Source organism: Phycicoccus jejuensis (assembly GCF_000720925.1).
Taxonomy (GTDB): domain Bacteria; phylum Actinomycetota; class Actinomycetes; order Actinomycetales; family Dermatophilaceae; genus Phycicoccus; species Phycicoccus jejuensis.
The window spans coordinates 768,644-785,252 of sequence record NZ_JOEE01000001.1; the positions used below are offsets into that span (position 1 = coordinate 768,644).

Sequence of the window (16,609 nt, forward strand, 5' to 3'; positions counted from 1 at the left end):
GAAGAGGAACATCTGATGCCAGGACCCCAGCGTCGAGGCACCGGGACCGGCGGCGCCGAGCGCGGCGACCGTCGTGGAGGCCGCGACGACCGTCGCGGCGGCCGTGACTCCCGCGAGGCCGAGAAGAACCAGTACCTCGAGCGCGTCGTGACCATCAACCGCGTCGCCAAGGTCGTCAAGGGTGGCCGCCGCTTCAGCTTCACCGCGCTCGTCGTCGTCGGCGACGGCGACGGCACCGTGGGCGTCGGCTACGGCAAGGCCAAGGAGGTGCCCGCGGCGATCGCCAAGGGTGTCGAGGAGGCGAAGAAGAACTTCTTCCGCGTCCCGCGCATCCAGGGCACCATCCCCCACCCCGTCCAGGGTGAGGCCGCCGCCGGTGTCGTCATGCTCCGCCCCGCCAGCCCCGGTACCGGTGTCATCGCCGGTGGCCCGGTGCGTGCGGTGCTCGAGTGCGCCGGCATCCACGACGTGCTGTCCAAGAGCCTCGGCTCGGACAACGCGATCAACATCGTGCACGCGGCCGTCGAGGCCCTGCGCGGCCTGGAGCGCCCGGAGGCCGTCGCGGCCCGCCGTGGCCTCCCGGTCGACCAGGTCGCGCCCGCCGCGATGCTCCGCGCCCAGGCCGCCGGCCTGGCCGAGGCGAAGGCCGGTGCGTGATGGGACGGCTCAAGGTGACCCAGACCCGTTCCGGGATCGGGGGCAAGCAGAACCAGCGTGAGACGCTGCGCACCCTCGGTCTGAAGCGCATCGGCGACGTCGTCGTCAAGGAGGACCGCCCGGAGATCCGTGGCATGGTCCGGACGGTGACGCACCTCGTCGCCGTCGAGGAGGTTGAGTGATCATGGCCGACACCACGAAGGCCGCCAAGGCCGCGGCGTCCGAGGGCGCCTCGGCGCTCAAGGTCCACCACCTGCGTCCGGCGCCCGGCGCCAAGCAGGCCAAGATCCGCGTCGGTCGCGGTGAGGGTGGCAAGCGCGGGAAGACCGCGGGTCGCGGTACCAAGGGCACCAAGGCCCGGTACCAGGTGCCTGCCGGCTTCCAGGGCGGCACCACGCCGCTGCACATGCGGTTCCCGAAGCTCCGCGGCTTCAAGAACCCGTTCAAGACCGAGTACCAGGTCGTCAACCTCGACTGGCTTAACACGCACTACCCGCAGGGTGGCGACGTGACGGTCGAGGACCTGGTCGCCAAGGGCGCCGTCCGCGACGGGCACCTCGTGAAGGTGCTCGGCAGCGGCGAGATCACGTCGGCCGTCAACGTCACGGCCCACGCGTTCTCCGGCAGCGCCAAGGAGAAGATCGAGGCGGCAGGCGGCTCGGCGACGACCGCCTGACGCCCCCGCATGACCGCGTGTCGCAGGGCCGGCTCCGGGACATCCCCCGGAGCCGGCCCTGCCGCGCGTTCACCCCACCCGTGCATCCCGGCCCCCGCCGGGTCACCGGGTATGTTGTGACGGATCGCTGACCGACGCGGCCACCACCTTCCGGCCGCCACCTACGGAGGACCCTGTGCTCACCGCCTTCGGCCGCGCGTTCAAGACGCCCGACCTGCGCAGGAAGCTGCTGTTCACGCTGTTCATCATCGTGCTCTTCCGGCTCGGCTCGCACGTGCCGACCCCCGGGGTCAGCTACCCGCTCGTCCAGCGCTGCATCGCCGGCGCCGACAACAGCAACCAGCTGCTCGGGCTGATCAACCTCTTCAGCGGGGGAGCGCTCCTCCAGCTGTCGATCTTCGCGCTGGGGATCATGCCGTACATCACGGCCAGCATCATCATCCAGCTGCTGACGGTGGTCATCCCGCGGTTCGAGGCCCTCAAGAAGGAGGGCCAGGCCGGGCAGACGAAGATGACGCAGTACACGCGCTACCTGACGATCGGTCTCGCGATCCTCCAGAGCTCGACGCTCATCACCTTCGCGCAGAACCCGCAGACGCTGTTCAACAACCCGTCGTGCACGAACATCCTGTCCGACAGCTCGGTCGTGACGATCCTCATCATGGTCCTCACGATGACCGCCGGCACCGGTGTCATCATGTGGATGGGCGAGCTCGTCACCGACAAGGGCGTCGGCAACGGCATGTCGCTCCTCATCTTCACCTCGATCGCCGCGCAGTTCCCGACCTCGCTGTGGGACATCCAGCAGCGCAGCGGCTGGGGCGTCTTCCTCCTCGTCATCCTCCTGGGCCTGGTCGTCATCGCCCTCGTCGTCTTCGTCGAGCAGAGCCAGCGGCGCATCCCGGTGCAGTACGCGAAGCGGATGGTCGGGCGCCGCGTCTACGGCGGCACCTCGACGTACATCCCGCTCAAGGTCAACATGGCCGGCGTCATCCCGGTCATCTTCGCGAGCTCGCTGCTGACGCTGCCCACGCTCGTCGCGCAGTTCAACCAGGGCCCCAACGGCGTCAACCCGGGCTGGGTCGACTGGATCCAGAGCTACCTGACCCGCGGCGACCACCCCATCTACATGGCGCTCTACACCGCGCTCATCCTGTTCTTCACGTTCTTCTACGTGTCGATCACGTTCAACCCCACCGAGGTCGCCGACAACATGAAGAAGTACGGCGGCTTCATCCCGGGTATTCGTGCCGGGCGACCCACGGCCGAGTACCTCAACTACGTCCTGACCCGGATCACCGTGCCCGGCGCGATCTACCTCGCGCTCATCTCGCTCCTCCCGCTCGTCGCGCTGGTCCTCGTCAACGCCAACCAGAACTTCCCGTTCGGTGGCACGTCGATCCTCATCATCGTCGGTGTCGGACTCGAGACCGTGAAGCAGATCGAGGCCCAGTTGCAGCAGCGTCACTACGAAGGGTTCCTCCGTTGATGACACCCCACGACGTTCTCCCTCCGCTCCGCTCCCCCCGATACGTCGCGGGGTCCCCGTCATGATGCGCCTGATCATCCTGGGTCCGCCCGGTGCCGGTAAGGGCACGCAGGCCTCCCGCATCGCCGAGCACTTCGGCATCCCCGCCATCTCCACCGGCGACATCTTCCGCGCCAACATCAAGAACGAGACCGAGCTCGGGCAGCAGGTCAAGGCGATCCTCGCCGCCGGCGGCTACGTCTCGGACGAGATCACCAACGCCATCGTCGAGGACCGCCTCGGCCAGGACGACTGCGCACGGGGCTTCCTGCTCGACGGCTACCCGCGCACCCTCGCCCAGGTCGAGGCCCTCGACGGGATGCTCGCCGCGTCCGGCGGCTCCCTCGACCGCGTGCTCGAGCTGACCGTCGACGACGACGTCGTCGTGGGCCGGCTCCTGAAGCGCGCCGAGATCGAGGGTCGCGCCGACGACACCGAGGAGGTCATCCGCGAGCGGATGGCCATCTACCACCGCGAGACCAAGCCGCTGTCCGACACCTACCGGGAGCGTGGCCTCCTCGTCGAGGTCGACGGCGACGGCGAGGTCGACGCGGTGACGGAGCGGATCACCTCCGCCCTCGCCTGACCCCCGTCACGCAGGAGCTCCCGCGGCACCCGGAACCACCCCGGAGCCGCGGGAGCTCCTGCGTTCGGCCTTGTCACGGTCCAGCCCTCTCACCCGTCGAGTGAACAGAACACGCCGTCCGAGCCCATGTGCAGACGGCGTGTTCTGTTCACTCGACGGGGTGCTGTGGAGAAGTTCGCGGTCGTGCCGCCGGATTTCGGCACCCTCCGGGCATGGAGCCCGCGACCTTGCCTGCCGCCCTCGTGGCTGGTCCGTTCAGCACCGCGGCCGCGCGTGAGGCCGGAGTCACGTCGGCGCGCCTGCGGCGGGGCGACCTCGTGCATCCCACTCGTGGTGTCCACGCGCGGGTGGTGCCCGTCGGTCTCGTCGACCGAGCTGCGGCGTTCGCCGTCGGACTGCCGAGCGACCGTGCCTACTCCCACGTCACGGCCGCGGCCCTTCTCGGCATCCCGCTGCCGTCACGTCTCGAAGCCCTGGCCCTCGAAGGCCCGCTGCACGTCATTGCTCCCACTGCTGACGGACAGGCGCGACGTCGTGGCTGCCTCGGCCACCGTGGCCTGGAGTCCAGACGCCTCGCGGTCGTGCACGGGGTGACGGTGGTGGCGCCGGAAGAGACGTGGTGCGACCTCGGTGAGCTGGGTCGGCGGCACCTCACCGTGGACGACCTGGTCGTGGCGGGCGACGCCGTCGTCGCGTCGGTGACGACCGGGACCAGGGACGCGCAGTGGATGCTGCGGCAGCCACTGGAGCAGCGGGTGCGCCCGCGCGGGAAGGTGATGCTGCTGCAGGCGCTCGAGGACGTGAGGCCGGGGGTCAGGTCTCCGATGGAGAGCCGCGCCCGCCTGATGTTCGCGCGGGCCGGCTTCCCGGAGCCGGAGGTCAACGCCGACATCGTCGACCGGGCCGGGGAGTGGTTGGCCGAGGGAGACCTCGTGTGGCGGGAGTCCCGGGTCGTCGGCGAGTACCAGGGGGCGCACCACGCGAGCAGGCGGCGTCGGAGCATGGACGCCGCCCGTCGTGCGGCGCTCGAGGACGAGGGGTGGTCGGTGCTGGAGATCTGGGCGGAGGACGTCCAGGTCGGCGGGCGACGCACGGCGTGCCTCCTGCGCTTCGCCCGCGCTCTCGGGCTCGACCCGCGCGGTCTGGCCATCTGACCCGTCGAGTGAACAGAACACGCCGTCCCAGGCGGGGTGCCGACGGCGTGTTCTGTTCACTCGACGGGTGGAGGTGCGCGATTCCGGGGGTGCGGCGGGGCGCGGGTAGGGTTCGCGCCATGGGTTTGTTCAGCCGTGACCGCGTCGAGGGCAAGACCCCGGAGCAGCTCGCGAAGATGCGGACGGCCGGCCTGCTCGTCGCCCGCACCCTCGAGCTCGTTAGCGCGCAGGTCCGCCCGGGGATGACGACGCTCGACCTCGACGCCCTCGCCGAGGCGCACATCCGCGACCACGGGGGCATCCCCAACTTCCAGCTCGTCCCCGGCTACCGCCACACGCTCTGCACGAGCGTCAACGACGAGATCGTCCACGGCATCCCGCGCGGCCGCGTGCTCGAGGCCGGCGACCTCCTCTCGGTCGACTGCGGCGCCGAGGTCGACGGCTGGAACGGTGACGCCGCGCTCACCCTCGTCGTCGGCGGCCGCGAGGCCGGGCGCCCCGAGGACCTCGAGCTGAGCGACGACACCGAGACCTCGCTCTGGGCCGGCATCGCCGCGCTGCGGGTCGGCCGCCCGCTCTACGACGTCGGCGCCGCCGTCGAGGACTCGCTGACCACCTCCGGTGACGCCCGCGGCCGCGAGTACGGCATCGTCGAGGACTACGTCGGCCACGGCATCGGCACCTCGATGCACATGGACCCGCAGGTCCCGAACTACCGGGTCGACGGCCGCAGCCCGTCCGTCGTCGACGGGATGACGATCTGCATCGAGCCGATGGTGACCCTCGGCGACCAGGACAACACGGTGCTCGAGGACGAGTGGACCGTCGTCACCCGCGACGGCTCGCGCGCCGCCCACTGGGAGCACTCCGTCGCCGTCACGACGGTCGGCACCTGCGTCCTCACGGCCCTCGACGGCGGCCGCGAGCGGCTCGCCGCGCTCGGCGTCCCCTTTGCCGACATCACGCCCGTCTGACGGCGCTCGGGCCGGGCGCCGGGTGACCGACGTCTCGGTGAGCCGGACCCTGCCGCTGGCTAGGGTGGAGGTGGAGCAGACCACCGACCCCAGGAGTGCCCGATGACGACGTCGTCGCCTCCGCAGGGCCACCTGCCGCTCGCCGAGGGGTTCGACCCCCGCACGCGCGAGGACTGGCAGCGGCTCGTCGCGGACGTGCTGGACAAGCGCCGGACCGACGACGCGCGGACCGAGCCGGAGGCAGCCGAGGCGGCGCTCGTCACGGCGCTCGACGGCGGGCTCACGACGGCCGGGCTCTACCTCCGCGAGGACCGCCCGCTCGGGGTGCCCGGGGCGATGCCCTTCACCCGCGGACGCGCCCTGCGCGAGGCCACCCTGCCGTGGGACGTCCGTCAGCTGCACGACGACCCGGATGCCGCGCGCAGCCGCACGAGCGTCCTCGACGACCTCGAGCACGGCGTCACCTCGGTGTGGGTGCACGTCGGTGACGACGGCGTCGCGCCCGCGGACCTCGCCGAGGTCCTCGCCGACGTCCGGCTCGACCTCGCACCGGTCGTCGTCTCGTCGGCCACCGACCAGCCCGGCGCCGCCCGGGCGCTGCTCGACGTCGTCGGCGACGGTGGGTCCGTCGGCGGCAACCTCGGCCTCGACCCGGTCGGTGCGGCCCTGCGCACCGGCACCGCCCCGGACCTCGAGCCGATGGCCGGCCTCGTCGCCGCGCTCGACGGCCGCGACGGCTGGCGCGCCGTCACCGTCGACGCGCGCGTGCTGCACGACGCCGGGGCCAGCGAGGTCGACGCCCTCGCGGTGGCCCTCGCGACCGGCGTCGAGTACCTGCGCCACCTCGAGCAGGCCGACATCGACGTGGCAACAGCGTTCCGGCACATCGAGTTCCGGGTCAGCGCCACCGCCGACCAGTTCCTCACCGCCGCCGTCCTGCGCGCGCTCCGCCGGACCTGGGCGCGCATCGGCGAGGCGGTCGGTGTGCCCGAGGCCGACCGCGGCGCCCGCACCCACGCGGTGACGAGCCTGCGGATGGCCACCCGCGAGGACCCGTTCGTCAACGTCCTGCGCAACACCCTCGCGACCTTCGGCGCCTCGATCGGCGGCGCCGACGCCATCACGGTGCTGCCGCACGACACGGTGGCCGGTCTCCCGGAACGGTTCTCGCGCAGGCTCGCCCGCAACACGCAGATCCTCCTCGCCGACGAGTCCAACGTCGGCCGGGTCACCGACCCCGGTGGCGGCTCGTGGTACCTCGAGTCGCTGACCGACGAGGTGGCCGAGCGCGCCTGGGCCCGCTTCCAGGAGGTCGAGCGCGCCGGGGGAGTGCTCGCCGCCCTGCGCGACGGGCTCCTGCGCGAGTGGGTCGACGCCGCCACGGCCGAGCGCGACCCGCTCCTCGCCACCCGTCGCCGTCCCATCACCGGCGTCTCGATGTTCCCCAACCTCGCCGACACCGCGCCCGAGCGGCGCCCCCGCGCCGGGCTCGCGACGTCCGACGGCGCCTTCGTCCCGCGCCGCGACGCCGCCGTCTTCGAGGCGCTGCGCGACCGCGCCCGCACGCTCGACGCCCCGCAGGTCACCGTCCGGACGCTCGGCGCCCAGCGCGACTTCGGCGCCCGGCAGGGCTTCGTCCTCAACCTCCTCGCGGCCGGCGGCCTCGCCGCCACCGACGCGGTCGGCCCGGTGGCCGTCCTCGCGAGCAGCCGCGAGCAGTACGCCACGCACGGCGCCGAGGCCGTCGCGGAGCTGCGGGCCGCCGGCGCCGAGCGCGTCCTGCTCGCCGGCCGCGCCCGCGAGCTCGGCGACGACGCCGGCCTCGTCGACGGCGAGGTGTACGACGGGATGGACGTCGTCGCCCTGCTCACCGACCTGCTCGACCGGCTCGGCGCCCCGACCGAGGGAGAGACCCGATGACGACCGTCCCCGACTTCACCGGCCTCGACCTCGGCCCCGCGACCCCGCCGGACGGAGCCACCGCCCCGGCGACCCCGGCCGACGCCCCCGCCTGGACCACCCCCGAGGGCATCGAGGTCCCGCCGCTCTACACCGAGCACGACCTCGAGGGCCTCGACTTCCTCGACACCGTGCCCGGCGCCCCGCCGTTCCTGCGCGGCCCCTACCCGACGATGTACACGACCCAGCCGTGGACGATCCGCCAGTACGCCGGCTTCAGCACGGCCGAGGAGTCGAACGCGTTCTACCGGCGCAACCTCGCCGCCGGCCAGAAGGGCCTGAGCGTCGCGTTCGACCTCGCGACCCACCGCGGCTACGACTCCGACCACCCCCGCGTCGCCGGCGACGTCGGGATGGCCGGCGTCGCCATCGACTCCATCTACGACATGCGCACCCTCTTCGACGGCATCCCGCTGGACCGGATGTCGGTGTCCATGACGATGAACGGCGCCGTCGTGCCGGTCCTCGCGCTCTACGTCGTCGCGGCCGAGGAGCAGGGGGTGAAGGCGGAGCAGCTGACCGGGACCATCCAGAACGACATCCTCAAGGAGTTCATGGTCCGCAACACCTACATCTACCCGCCCGAGCCCTCGATGCGGATCATCAGCGACATCTTCGCCTTCACGAGCCAGGAGATGCCGCGCTTCAACTCGATCTCGATCTCCGGGTACCACATGCAGGAGGCCGGGGCGACGCAGGACCTCGAGCTCGCGTACACCCTCGCCGACGGCGTCGAGTACCTGCGCGCGGGGCAGGCGGTCGGCCTCGAGGTCGACCGGTTCGCGCCCCGGCTGTCGTTCTTCTGGGCGATCGGGATGAACTTCTACATGGAGGTCGCGAAGATGCGGGCCGCGCGCCTGCTCTGGGCGCGGCTCGTGCGCGAGCAGGGGGCGACCAACCCCAAGTCGCTCAGCCTGCGCACCCACAGCCAGACCTCCGGCTGGAGCCTCACGGCGCAGGACGTCTTCAACAACGTCGTGCGCACGTGCGTCGAGGCGATGGCCGCGACGCAGGGCCACACGCAGTCCCTCCACACCAACGCCCTCGACGAGGCGATCGCGCTGCCGACGGACTTCTCGGCCCGGATCGCCCGCAACACCCAGCTCGTGCTCCAGCAGGAGTCCGGCACGACCCGCACGATCGACCCGTGGGGCGGCTCGGCCTACGTCGAGCGGCTGACCCTCGACCTCGCCGAGCGCGCGTGGCAGCACATCGAGGAGGTCGAGGCGGCCGGCGGGATGGCCAAGGCGATCGAGGCCGGCATCCCGAAGATGCGCATCGAGGAGGCGGCCGCCCGCACCCAGGCGCGCATCGACTCCGGGCACCAGCCGGTGATCGGCGTCAACACCTACCCCGTCGACGAGGACGAGCCGATCGAGGTGCTCAAGGTCGACAACGCCGCCGTGCGCGCCAGCCAGGTCGCCAAGCTCGAGCGGCTGCGCGCCGAGCGCGACGAGGACGCCTGCCGCGCCGCGCTCGCCCGGATGACCGAGGCCGCCCGGGCCGGCTCCGACGGGACGATGGCGACCAACCTCCTGGCGCTCGCCATCGAGGCGGCCCGTGCCAAGGCCACGGTCGGCGAGATGTCGCTCGCGATGGAGGAGGCGTTCGGTCGCTACACCGCCCAGATCCGTACGATCGGGGGCGTGTACAGCGCCGAGGCGGGGGAGGACGCGACCGTCCGCGAGGCCCAGGCCGCCGTCGAGGAGTTCGAGGAGGAGCAGGGCCGCCGCCCGCGCATCCTCGTCGCGAAGATGGGCCAGGACGGCCACGACCGCGGCCAGAAGGTCATCGCCACCGCGTTCGCCGACCTCGGGTTCGACGTCGACGTGGGCCCGCTCTTCCAGACGCCGGAGGAGGTCGCCCGGCAGGCCGTCGAGGCCGACGTCCACGTGGTCGGCGTCAGCTCGCTCGCGGCCGGCCACCTGACCCTCGTCCCGGCGCTGCGCGCCGCCCTGGACGACCTCGGCCGCGACGACCTGATGATCGTCGTCGGCGGCGTCATCCCCGACCAGGACCACGAGGCCCTGCGCGCGGCCGGCGCCGACGCGATCTACCCCCCGGGCACCGTCATCAGCAAGGCGGCCGTCGCCCTCGTCCACGAGCTGCGCGAGCGGCTCGGGTGAAGCCCGTCGACGTCGACGACCTCGTCGCCGGCGTGCGGGAGGGCTCGCGCCAGCACGTGGCGCGGGCCATCACCCTGCTCGAGTCGCGGCGCCCGGACCACCGCGAGAGCGCCCGGGCACTGCTCGGGCGCCTCGCGGACCGCACCGGGGGAGCGGTGCGGGTCGGCATCAGCGGGGTCCCCGGCGCCGGCAAGTCGACGTTCATCGACGCCCTCGGCGTGCGGCTCGTCGAGCAGGGGCACCGCGTCGCGGTCGTCGCGGTCGACCCCAGCTCCCGGCGCACCGGCGGCTCCATCCTCGGCGACCGCACGCGGATGGCGCGGCTGGCCGCCTCCGACGACGCGTTCGTGCGCCCGAGCCCCTCGGGCCGCCACCTCGGCGGCGTCGCCCGGGCCACCCGCGAGTCGATGCTCGTGCTCGAGGCGGCGGGCTTCGACGTCGTCGTCGTCGAGACGGTCGGGGTGGGTCAGAACGAGATCGCGGTGTCCGAGATGGTCGACACCTTCCTCCTGCTCACCCTCGCCCGCGCCGGCGACCAGCTGCAGGGCATCAAGCGCGGCATCCTCGAGCTCGCCGACGTCATCGCGGTCAACAAGGCCGACGGCGACGGCGAGCTCCCGGCCCGGGCCGCGGCGCGCGAGCTCATGGGTGCGATGCGCCTGATGATGCCGGGCCGCGACGTACGCCGCCCCCCGGTGCTCACCTGCTCGGCCCTCACCGGGGCGGGGCTGGACGAGGTGTGGCAAGCGGTGCTCGAGCACCGCGCGCACCTCGAGGAGCGGCACTCGCTGGCCGCCCGCCGGGCGCAGCAGCAGCAGGACTGGATGTGGGCGCTCGTCGACGCCGAGCTGACCGACGGCGTGCGGTCCGCGCCGGCGGTGCAGGCCGAGCGCGCGGCCATCGAGGAGGCCGTGCGCGCCGGGACGACGAGTGCGGTCGAGGGCGCCGCCCGCGTGCTCTCCCTGTACGCCGCGCAGCTGCGCGCCGCCGAGGACCCGCCCACGGCTCGTCCGAACGGCTGATGGCGGCCCGGCCGGTCGTCCGTGACCGCGGGGCCGAAAAGGCACGCGGGACGCGTGGGGTTGGTGGGTCGTTGACAAAGAGGGAAGAGTCTTCCTCGCACCCCGGTGACGCCGGACCTCGAGTCCAGGCCCCTGTCCACCGGGGCGTGGAGACGGGAGTCCACCCCTGCACCGGACGCCCACTCGAACAGCCCACCGGGCCGGCCACCCCCCTGCATCGGCCGGCCCGGTGGCGTGTCTCCGGGCTTCCCACGGCGTCCCCGCGGATTTCGTGATGTGCCCCCTCCTCGCGTAACATTGAACGTCGGTCACGTGTGCGTTCTGCATGGTGCGTCCTGCGAAGCAGCACGGGGCCGATTTCCATGGGCGGTCCGACCTGACGAAGGGCTGCCCAACGGCGGATTGAGAGGGTATGGCCAAGAAGGACGGCGTCATCGAGATCGAGGGCACGATCGTCGAGGCACTCCCGAACGCGATGTTCCGGGTTGAGCTCACGAACGGTCACAAGGTGCTCGCGCACATCTCCGGCAAGATGCGGCAGCACTACATCCGGATCCTCCCCGAGGACCGTGTGGTGGTGGAGCTGAGCCCGTACGACCTGACTCGCGGCCGCATCGTCTTCCGCTACCGCTGAGACACATCGACGAGACAGCAAAGGCGACATGAAGGTTCAGCCGAGCGTCAAGAAGATCTGTGACAAGTGCAAGGTGATCCGCCGCAACGGCCGGGTCATGGTGATCTGCGAGAACCTGCGCCACAAGCAGCGCCAGGGCTGACGCGAGTCAGACGCACCACCGCCCGCGAGGGCCGCACGGGTCGACGATCCGAGCACGCAGAAGAGAAGCACGCAGCACCCGACCCCCGACGGGTCACCTGGATGGCAGGTGGACGCGGGACGTCACCCCCGGCCCGGAGGCCGGGGACCGGACCAGGATGGCCGGACCGGTGCTGCTCCAGACCTCCGGACACCACGAGAAGGAACATCCCCACATGGCACGTCTGATGGGCGTCGACCTCCCGCGCGACAAGCGCGCCGAGGTCGCACTGACCTACATCTTCGGAGTCGGGAAGACCAGCGCGCAGAAGGCCCTCGCGGCCACCGGCGTCTCCGCCGACACCCGGGTCAAGGACCTCGGTGACGACGACCTGGTCAAGCTCCGCGACTGGATCGAGGAGAACCTCAAGGTCGAGGGTGACCTGCGGCGCGAGGTCGCCGCGGACATCCGCCGCAAGGTCGAGATCGGGTCCTACGAGGGCCTGCGTCACCGCCGGGGCCTCCCCGTCCGGGGCCAGCGGACCAAGACCAACGCGCGGACCCGCAAGGGCCCCAAGCGCACCGTGGCCGGCAAGAAGAAGGCCGGTAAGTGACCTGCGCCTGACGCGCGTCACGCCACCACCGCTTCCGAAGACTTCGTAGGAGAAACACATGCCTCCCAAGGGACGCAACACCGGCGCCAAGAAGGTGCGCCGCAAGGAGAAGAAGAACGTCGCCGTGGGCCAGGCCCACATCAAGAGCACGTTCAACAACACGATCATCTCGATCACCGACCCCACCGGTGCCGTCATCTCCTGGGCCTCCGCCGGCCAGGTGGGCTTCAAGGGGTCGCGCAAGTCCACGCCGTTCGCCGCGCAGACCGCCGCCGAGGCCGCTGCGCGCCGTGCCATGGAGCACGGGATGCGCAAGGTGGACGTCTTCGTCAAGGGCCCGGGGTCCGGTCGCGAGACCGCCATCCGCTCCCTGACCGCGGCCGGCCTCGAGGTCGGCTCGATCCAGGACGTCACCCCCCAGCCGCACAACGGCGTCCGTCCGCCCAAGCGCCGCCGCGTCTGAGCGACACAAGACTTCGCGAAAGGTAAGAGAGAGACATGGCCCGTTACACCGGTCCCATCACCAAGAAGTCGCGTCGCCTGAAGACCGACCTCGTCGGCGGTGACAAGAACTTCGACCTCCGCCCGTTCCCGCCCGGCCAGCACGGCCGTCGCCGGATCCAGGAGAAGGAGTACCTGACCCAGCTCCAGGAGAAGCAGAAGGCCCGCTTCACCTACGGGGTCATGGAGAAGCAGTTCCGTCGGTACTACAAGGAGGCGGCCAACCGCCCCGGCAAGACCGGCGAGAACATCCTGACGATCCTCGAGTCCCGTCTCGACAACGTCGTCTACCGTGCCGGCCTCGCCCGCACCCGTCGTCAGGCGCGCCAGCTCGTGACGCACGGCCACTTCGAGGTCAACGGCGTGCGCGTCGACGTCCCGAGCTACCGGGTCGAGCAGTTCGACATCATCACCGTGCGCAAGCAGTCGGTGGAGTCGTTCCCGATCCAGCTGGCCCGCGAGACCTTCGGCGAGCGTCCGACCCCGGCCTGGATGCAGGTCGTCCCGGGCTCGCTGCAGATCCTCATCCACTCGCTGCCGACCCGTGCGCAGATCGACACGGTGCTCACCGAGCAGCTCATCGTCGAGTTCTACTCGAAGAACTGACCTGACGTCCGCGGCTGCCGGCCCCTCCTCGCGAGGGGCCGGCGACCGCGGACGAAGCCCGTCCCGGGGACCGAGCCGGGGCGGGTGCCGGGATGGTGCCCGGCGTTCACGCGGCGTCATATGGCGGTCGCCCGTGGGAAGGAAGAACCACCGTGCTCATCGCACAGCGTCCCGTCCTCTCCGAGGACGTCGTCTCCGAGTACCGGAGCCGTTTCAGCATCGAGCCCCTCGAGCCCGGCTTCGGCTACACGCTCGGCAACAGCCTCCGTCGCACCCTGCTCTCGAGCATCCCGGGTGCCGCGGTCACGAGCATCCGCATCGACGGCGTGCTCCACGAGTTCTCCACGATCCCCGGGGTCAAGGAGGACGTCACCGAGATCATCCTCAACGTCAAGAGCCTCGTCGTCTCCTCGGAGCACGACGAGCCGGTCGTCATGTACCTGCGCAAGCAGGGTGCGGGCGCCGTCACCGCCGCGGACATCGCGCCGCCGGCCGGTGTCGAGGTGCACAACCCCGACCTGCACATCGCGACGCTCAACGACAAGGGCACCGTCGAGATGGAGCTGACGGTCGAGCGCGGCCGCGGCTACGTCTCCGCCGTGCAGAACAAGGCCGGCGACCAGGAGATCGGCCGCATCCCGGTCGACTCCATCTACAGCCCGGTCCTCACCGTGACCTACAAGGTCGAGGCCACCCGTGTCGAGCAGCGCACCGACTTCGACCGCCTCGTGGTCGACGTCGAGACCAAGTCCTCGATGGCCCCGCGCGACGCGCTCGCCTCGGCGGGCAAGACCCTCGTCGAGCTCTTCGGCCTGGCCCGTGAGCTCAACGTCGAGGCCGAGGGCATCGACATGGGCCCGTCGCCGACCGACGCCGCCCTGGCCGCCGACCTCGCGCTGCCGATCGAGGACCTCGACCTCACCGTCCGGTCCTACAACTGCCTCAAGCGCGAGGGCATCCACACCGTGGGTGAGCTCGTGGGCCGCAGCGAGGCCGACCTGCTCGACATCCGCAACTTCGGTGCGAAGTCGATCGACGAGGTCAAGGCCAAGCTCGCCGGCATGAGCCTGGCGCTCAAGGACAGCCCCCCCGGGTTCGACCCGAGCATGATCGCCGACCGCTACGACGACTTCACCTTCGGTGAGGGCGAGGACGACTCGGCGTTCGCCGAGGACGAGCAGCTCTGACCTAACGCCTCCCGGCACGTCACTCAAGGAGAACAGCAATGCCTACCCCCACCAAGGGTCCCCGTCTCGGAGGCGGTCCCGCTCACGAGCGGCTCATCCTCGCCAACCTCGCGACGTCGCTCTTCGAGCACGACCGCATCACGACGACGGAGGCCAAGGCCAAGCGCCTGCGCCCCCTCGCCGAGCGCCTCGTCACCTTCGCCAAGCGCGGTGACCTCTCGGCCCGCCGTCGCGTGCTGACCGTCGTCCGCGACAAGGGCGTCGTCCACCGCCTCTTCGTCGAGATCGCCCCCGACATGGCGGAGCGCAACGGCGGCTACACCCGCATCACCAAGGTCGGCCCGCGCAAGGGCGACAACGCCCCGATGGCGGTCATCGAGCTCGTCCGCGAGCCCGTCGCCAAGAAGGCCACCGTCAAGGAGGCCGAGGCCGCCACCAAGCGTGCGGCCAAGGACGCGGCGAAGGCCGAGGAGGCTCCCGTCCAGGAGACCACCACCGAGGAGACCGCTGCGGTCGAGCTCCCCGAGGGTGCCGTCGCCGCGAACGAGGACGGCTCGGGCCCCGAGGGCTACACCGTCAAGGGCAACGCGGACTCGGGCAAGTACCACGTCGAGGGCTCGCAGTGGTTCGAGCAGACCGTCGCCGAGTTCTGGTTCCAGGACGCCGCGGCCGCCGAGGCCGCCGGCTTCGAGCCGGCCGGTGGCGCCGCGGCGCAGCAGGTCGAGGACGAGGCCTGAGCCTCCCCACGACTTGACCGACGAGGGCCGTCTCCCGTGAGGGAGGCGGCCCTCGTCGTGTCCCGGGCGCCCGTACGCTGGACGGCGTGACGGTGCGCCTGCGGATCGACCTCGCCTACGACGGCACCGACTTCTCGGGGTGGGCGGCGCAGCCGGGGCTGCGGACCGTCGAGGGGGAGCTGTCGGCCGCGCTCACCACGGTCCTGCGCGCCGACGCGCCGGTGCGCGTCACCGTGGCGGGACGGACGGACGCGGGGGTGCACGCGCGGGGGCAGGTGGTGCACGCCGACGTCGACCGGGCGGCCTTCGAGCGGCTGCCGGGGCGCTCGGACCGCTCGCCGGAGGAGGCGGCGCGGACCCGGCTCGGGGGAGTGCTGCCGGCGGACGTCGTCGTGCAGCACGTCCGGGTCGCGCCCGAGGGGTTCGACGCGCGCTTCTCCGCATTGCAGCGGCGCTACCGCTACCGGGTCTGCGACGACGCCGGGGGGATGGACCCGCTCCGGCGGCGCGACACCGTGCTCGTCCGCGACCGGCTCGACGTGGCCGCGATGGACGCCGCCGCCGGCTCGCTCGTCGGGCTGCACGACTTCGCCGCGTTCTGCAAGCGGAGGGAGGGGGCGAGCACCGTGCGCACGCTGCTCCACTACGCCTGGGAGCGCGGGGCGGACGGCGTCCTGGAGGCGACGGTCGTGGCCGACGCGTTCTGCCACTCGATGGTGCGGGCGCTGGTGGGCGCGGTCGTGCCCGTGGGGGAGGGGCGCCACCCCGTGGCGTGGTCGCGCGAGGTGCTGCTCGCAGGGGTGCGGGACCCGCGGGTGAAGGTGATGCCGGCGCACGGCCTCTCGCTCGAGGAGGTCACCTACCCCGACCACGACTTCCTCGCGGCGCGGGCGGAGGAGGCCCGCGCGGTGCGCGTGCTGCCGGGTCAGACCGGCTGACCTGCACGGACGTCCTGGGGGAGGACCTCGGCGGCCAGCGACCGGGGAGTGGATTTGTGTTCTGCGCGAGGAGTCATCTACTGTTCTCGACGTCAGCCCGAGAGGGAGGAACGGACACCGCAGGGAGACCTCGCGGAGGCCGGTCCCGGGGTTGGCTCCCACCAGCTCCACCCGCACGAGGTCCGCACGGACCGGGGTGAGTGGAGAAGGGCCCGGAACGGGTGCTACAGTGTGGGACACACCGCAGAGATCCAAGCGCGATCAACACCGGCCGCTCCAAGAGCGGGTCACGGATTTGACGCCCAAGCATGGACGCGGGTAAGTTTGAACAGTTGCCTCAGCGCGACTGGGACAACACGGAACAGCCCCGGCGAGATGTTTGCAGAACAGATCGTGGGTGCGCGTCCGGACCTTGAGAACTCAACAGCGTGTCAAGAATCGATGCCAATTTTTACCTCGTCGCATCGCTTTTTTTCCTTGCCCGTTCGGGTGGGGGTGGGAGTGGTGCCGAGTTTTTCCTTTGGTTGATGACGAACAAACAGCTTTTGCTGGTTGTTCGTGCTCAGCCGGGTTTCACACGATCTCGTGTG

The 16,609-nt window shown here is 71.4% G+C and carries 18 protein-coding genes; all 18 read left to right on the forward strand.

The genetic code is table 11. The features are described from left to right. The first annotated feature begins 15 nt into the window (after positions 1–15). The 18 genes from rpsE (at position 16) to truA (ending at position 16,019) form a co-directional block, all read left to right on the forward strand. On the forward strand, positions 16–657 hold the full coding sequence (rpsE, locus tag IG69_RS0103800; RefSeq protein WP_030526846.1) for a 30S ribosomal protein S5: 642 nt from the start codon (positions 16–18) through the stop codon (positions 655–657). After that, on the forward strand, positions 657–839 hold the full coding sequence (gene rpmD, locus IG69_RS0103805) for a 50S ribosomal protein L30 (protein WP_030526847.1): 183 nt from the start codon (positions 657–659) through the stop codon (positions 837–839). Before rpsE ends, rpmD begins: the two co-directional genes overlap by 1 nt. 2 nt (positions 840–841) lie before the next feature. Beyond that, entirely contained in the window at positions 842–1,333 is a 492-nt protein-coding gene (gene rplO, locus IG69_RS0103810; RefSeq protein ID WP_051750200.1) for a 50S ribosomal protein L15, read from the forward strand. 175 nt (positions 1,334–1,508) lie between these two features. Further along, complete coding sequence (secY, locus tag IG69_RS0103815; RefSeq protein ID WP_030526849.1) at positions 1,509–2,822, forward strand: preprotein translocase subunit SecY; 1,314 nt, start codon at positions 1,509–1,511, stop codon at positions 2,820–2,822. A gap of 64 nt (positions 2,823–2,886) precedes the next feature. After that, positions 2,887–3,447 carry an adenylate kinase gene (locus IG69_RS0103820; protein ID WP_030526850.1) on the forward strand — a complete coding sequence of 187 codons (561 nt, stop codon included), beginning with the start codon at positions 2,887–2,889 and terminating at the stop codon, positions 3,445–3,447. Positions 3,448–3,659: 212 nt separating this feature from the next. Continuing rightward, positions 3,660–4,601 carry a DUF559 domain-containing protein gene (locus IG69_RS20835; RefSeq protein ID WP_051750127.1) on the forward strand — a complete coding sequence of 314 codons (942 nt, stop codon included), beginning with the start codon at positions 3,660–3,662 and terminating at the stop codon, positions 4,599–4,601. 119 nt (positions 4,602–4,720) lie between these two features. Further along, positions 4,721–5,575 carry a type I methionyl aminopeptidase gene (gene map / locus IG69_RS0103830; RefSeq protein WP_030526852.1) on the forward strand — a complete coding sequence of 285 codons (855 nt, stop codon included), beginning with the start codon at positions 4,721–4,723 and terminating at the stop codon, positions 5,573–5,575. A gap of 102 nt (positions 5,576–5,677) precedes the next feature. Further along, complete coding sequence (locus IG69_RS0103835; RefSeq protein ID WP_030526853.1) at positions 5,678–7,495, forward strand: methylmalonyl-CoA mutase subunit beta; 1,818 nt, start codon at positions 5,678–5,680, stop codon at positions 7,493–7,495. Further along, positions 7,492–9,660: a methylmalonyl-CoA mutase gene (gene scpA, locus IG69_RS0103840; protein ID WP_030526854.1), complete on the forward strand. Its 2,169-nt coding sequence runs from the start codon at positions 7,492–7,494 to the stop codon at positions 9,658–9,660. The genes IG69_RS0103835 and scpA overlap by 4 nt, the downstream gene beginning before the upstream one ends. Then, entirely contained in the window at positions 9,657–10,682 is a 1,026-nt protein-coding gene (meaB, locus tag IG69_RS0103845; RefSeq protein ID WP_030526855.1) for a methylmalonyl Co-A mutase-associated GTPase MeaB, read from the forward strand. The genes scpA and meaB overlap by 4 nt, the downstream gene beginning before the upstream one ends. 412 nt (positions 10,683–11,094) lie before the next feature. Further along, positions 11,095–11,316: a translation initiation factor IF-1 gene (gene infA, locus IG69_RS0103850; RefSeq protein ID WP_006946284.1), complete on the forward strand. Its 222-nt coding sequence runs from the start codon at positions 11,095–11,097 to the stop codon at positions 11,314–11,316. A gap of 28 nt (positions 11,317–11,344) precedes the next feature. After that, on the forward strand, positions 11,345–11,458 hold the full coding sequence (gene rpmJ / locus IG69_RS0103855; RefSeq protein WP_006592630.1) for a 50S ribosomal protein L36: 114 nt from the start codon (positions 11,345–11,347) through the stop codon (positions 11,456–11,458). A 214-nt stretch (positions 11,459–11,672) separates the two neighbouring features. Further along, positions 11,673–12,050, forward strand: coding sequence for a 30S ribosomal protein S13 (gene rpsM, locus IG69_RS0103860; protein WP_030526856.1), 378 nt, complete (start codon positions 11,673–11,675; stop codon positions 12,048–12,050). Between the two features lie 58 nt (positions 12,051–12,108). Next, positions 12,109–12,513, forward strand: coding sequence for a 30S ribosomal protein S11 (gene rpsK / locus IG69_RS0103865; RefSeq protein ID WP_030526857.1), 405 nt, complete (start codon positions 12,109–12,111; stop codon positions 12,511–12,513). Positions 12,514–12,548: 35 nt separating this feature from the next. Next, a complete protein-coding gene (rpsD, locus tag IG69_RS0103870) occupies positions 12,549–13,157 on the forward strand; it encodes a 30S ribosomal protein S4 (protein ID WP_030526858.1) in 609 nt (202 codons plus the stop codon). A gap of 152 nt (positions 13,158–13,309) precedes the next feature. Beyond that, positions 13,310–14,344 (forward strand): DNA-directed RNA polymerase subunit alpha, encoded by a 1,035-nt coding sequence (locus IG69_RS0103875; RefSeq protein ID WP_030526859.1) that lies wholly within the window; start codon positions 13,310–13,312, stop codon positions 14,342–14,344. Between the two features lie 38 nt (positions 14,345–14,382). Further along, on the forward strand, positions 14,383–15,081 hold the full coding sequence (gene rplQ / locus IG69_RS0103880) for a 50S ribosomal protein L17, sunset domain variant (protein WP_030526860.1): 699 nt from the start codon (positions 14,383–14,385) through the stop codon (positions 15,079–15,081). A gap of 92 nt (positions 15,082–15,173) precedes the next feature. Then, positions 15,174–16,019 carry a tRNA pseudouridine(38-40) synthase TruA gene (gene truA / locus IG69_RS0103885; RefSeq protein ID WP_030526861.1) on the forward strand — a complete coding sequence of 282 codons (846 nt, stop codon included), beginning with the start codon at positions 15,174–15,176 and terminating at the stop codon, positions 16,017–16,019. The last annotated feature ends 590 nt before the right edge of the window (positions 16,020–16,609 follow it).

Bases quoted from the DNA above. Each gene is read 5' to 3' on its own strand.
- rpsE (WP_030526846.1), top strand. From the start codon at position 16: ATGCCAGGACCCCAGCGTCGAGGCACCGGGACCGGCGGCGCCGAGCGC.
- rpmD (WP_030526847.1), top strand. From the start codon at position 657: ATGGGACGGCTCAAGGTGACCCAGACCCGTTCCGGGATCGGGGGCAAG.
- rplO (WP_051750200.1), top strand. From the start codon at position 842: ATGGCCGACACCACGAAGGCCGCCAAGGCCGCGGCGTCCGAGGGCGCC.
- IG69_RS0103820 (WP_030526850.1), top strand. From the start codon at position 2,887: ATGCGCCTGATCATCCTGGGTCCGCCCGGTGCCGGTAAGGGCACGCAG.
- IG69_RS20835 (WP_051750127.1), top strand. From the start codon at position 3,660: ATGGAGCCCGCGACCTTGCCTGCCGCCCTCGTGGCTGGTCCGTTCAGC.
- map (WP_030526852.1), top strand. From the start codon at position 4,721: ATGGGTTTGTTCAGCCGTGACCGCGTCGAGGGCAAGACCCCGGAGCAG.
- IG69_RS0103835 (WP_030526853.1), top strand. From the start codon at position 5,678: ATGACGACGTCGTCGCCTCCGCAGGGCCACCTGCCGCTCGCCGAGGGG.
- scpA (WP_030526854.1), top strand. From the start codon at position 7,492: ATGACGACCGTCCCCGACTTCACCGGCCTCGACCTCGGCCCCGCGACC.
- infA (WP_006946284.1), top strand. From the start codon at position 11,095: ATGGCCAAGAAGGACGGCGTCATCGAGATCGAGGGCACGATCGTCGAG.
- rpmJ (WP_006592630.1), top strand. From the start codon at position 11,345: ATGAAGGTTCAGCCGAGCGTCAAGAAGATCTGTGACAAGTGCAAGGTG.
- rpsM (WP_030526856.1), top strand. From the start codon at position 11,673: ATGGCACGTCTGATGGGCGTCGACCTCCCGCGCGACAAGCGCGCCGAG.
- rpsK (WP_030526857.1), top strand. From the start codon at position 12,109: ATGCCTCCCAAGGGACGCAACACCGGCGCCAAGAAGGTGCGCCGCAAG.
- rpsD (WP_030526858.1), top strand. From the start codon at position 12,549: ATGGCCCGTTACACCGGTCCCATCACCAAGAAGTCGCGTCGCCTGAAG.
- rplQ (WP_030526860.1), top strand. From the start codon at position 14,383: ATGCCTACCCCCACCAAGGGTCCCCGTCTCGGAGGCGGTCCCGCTCAC.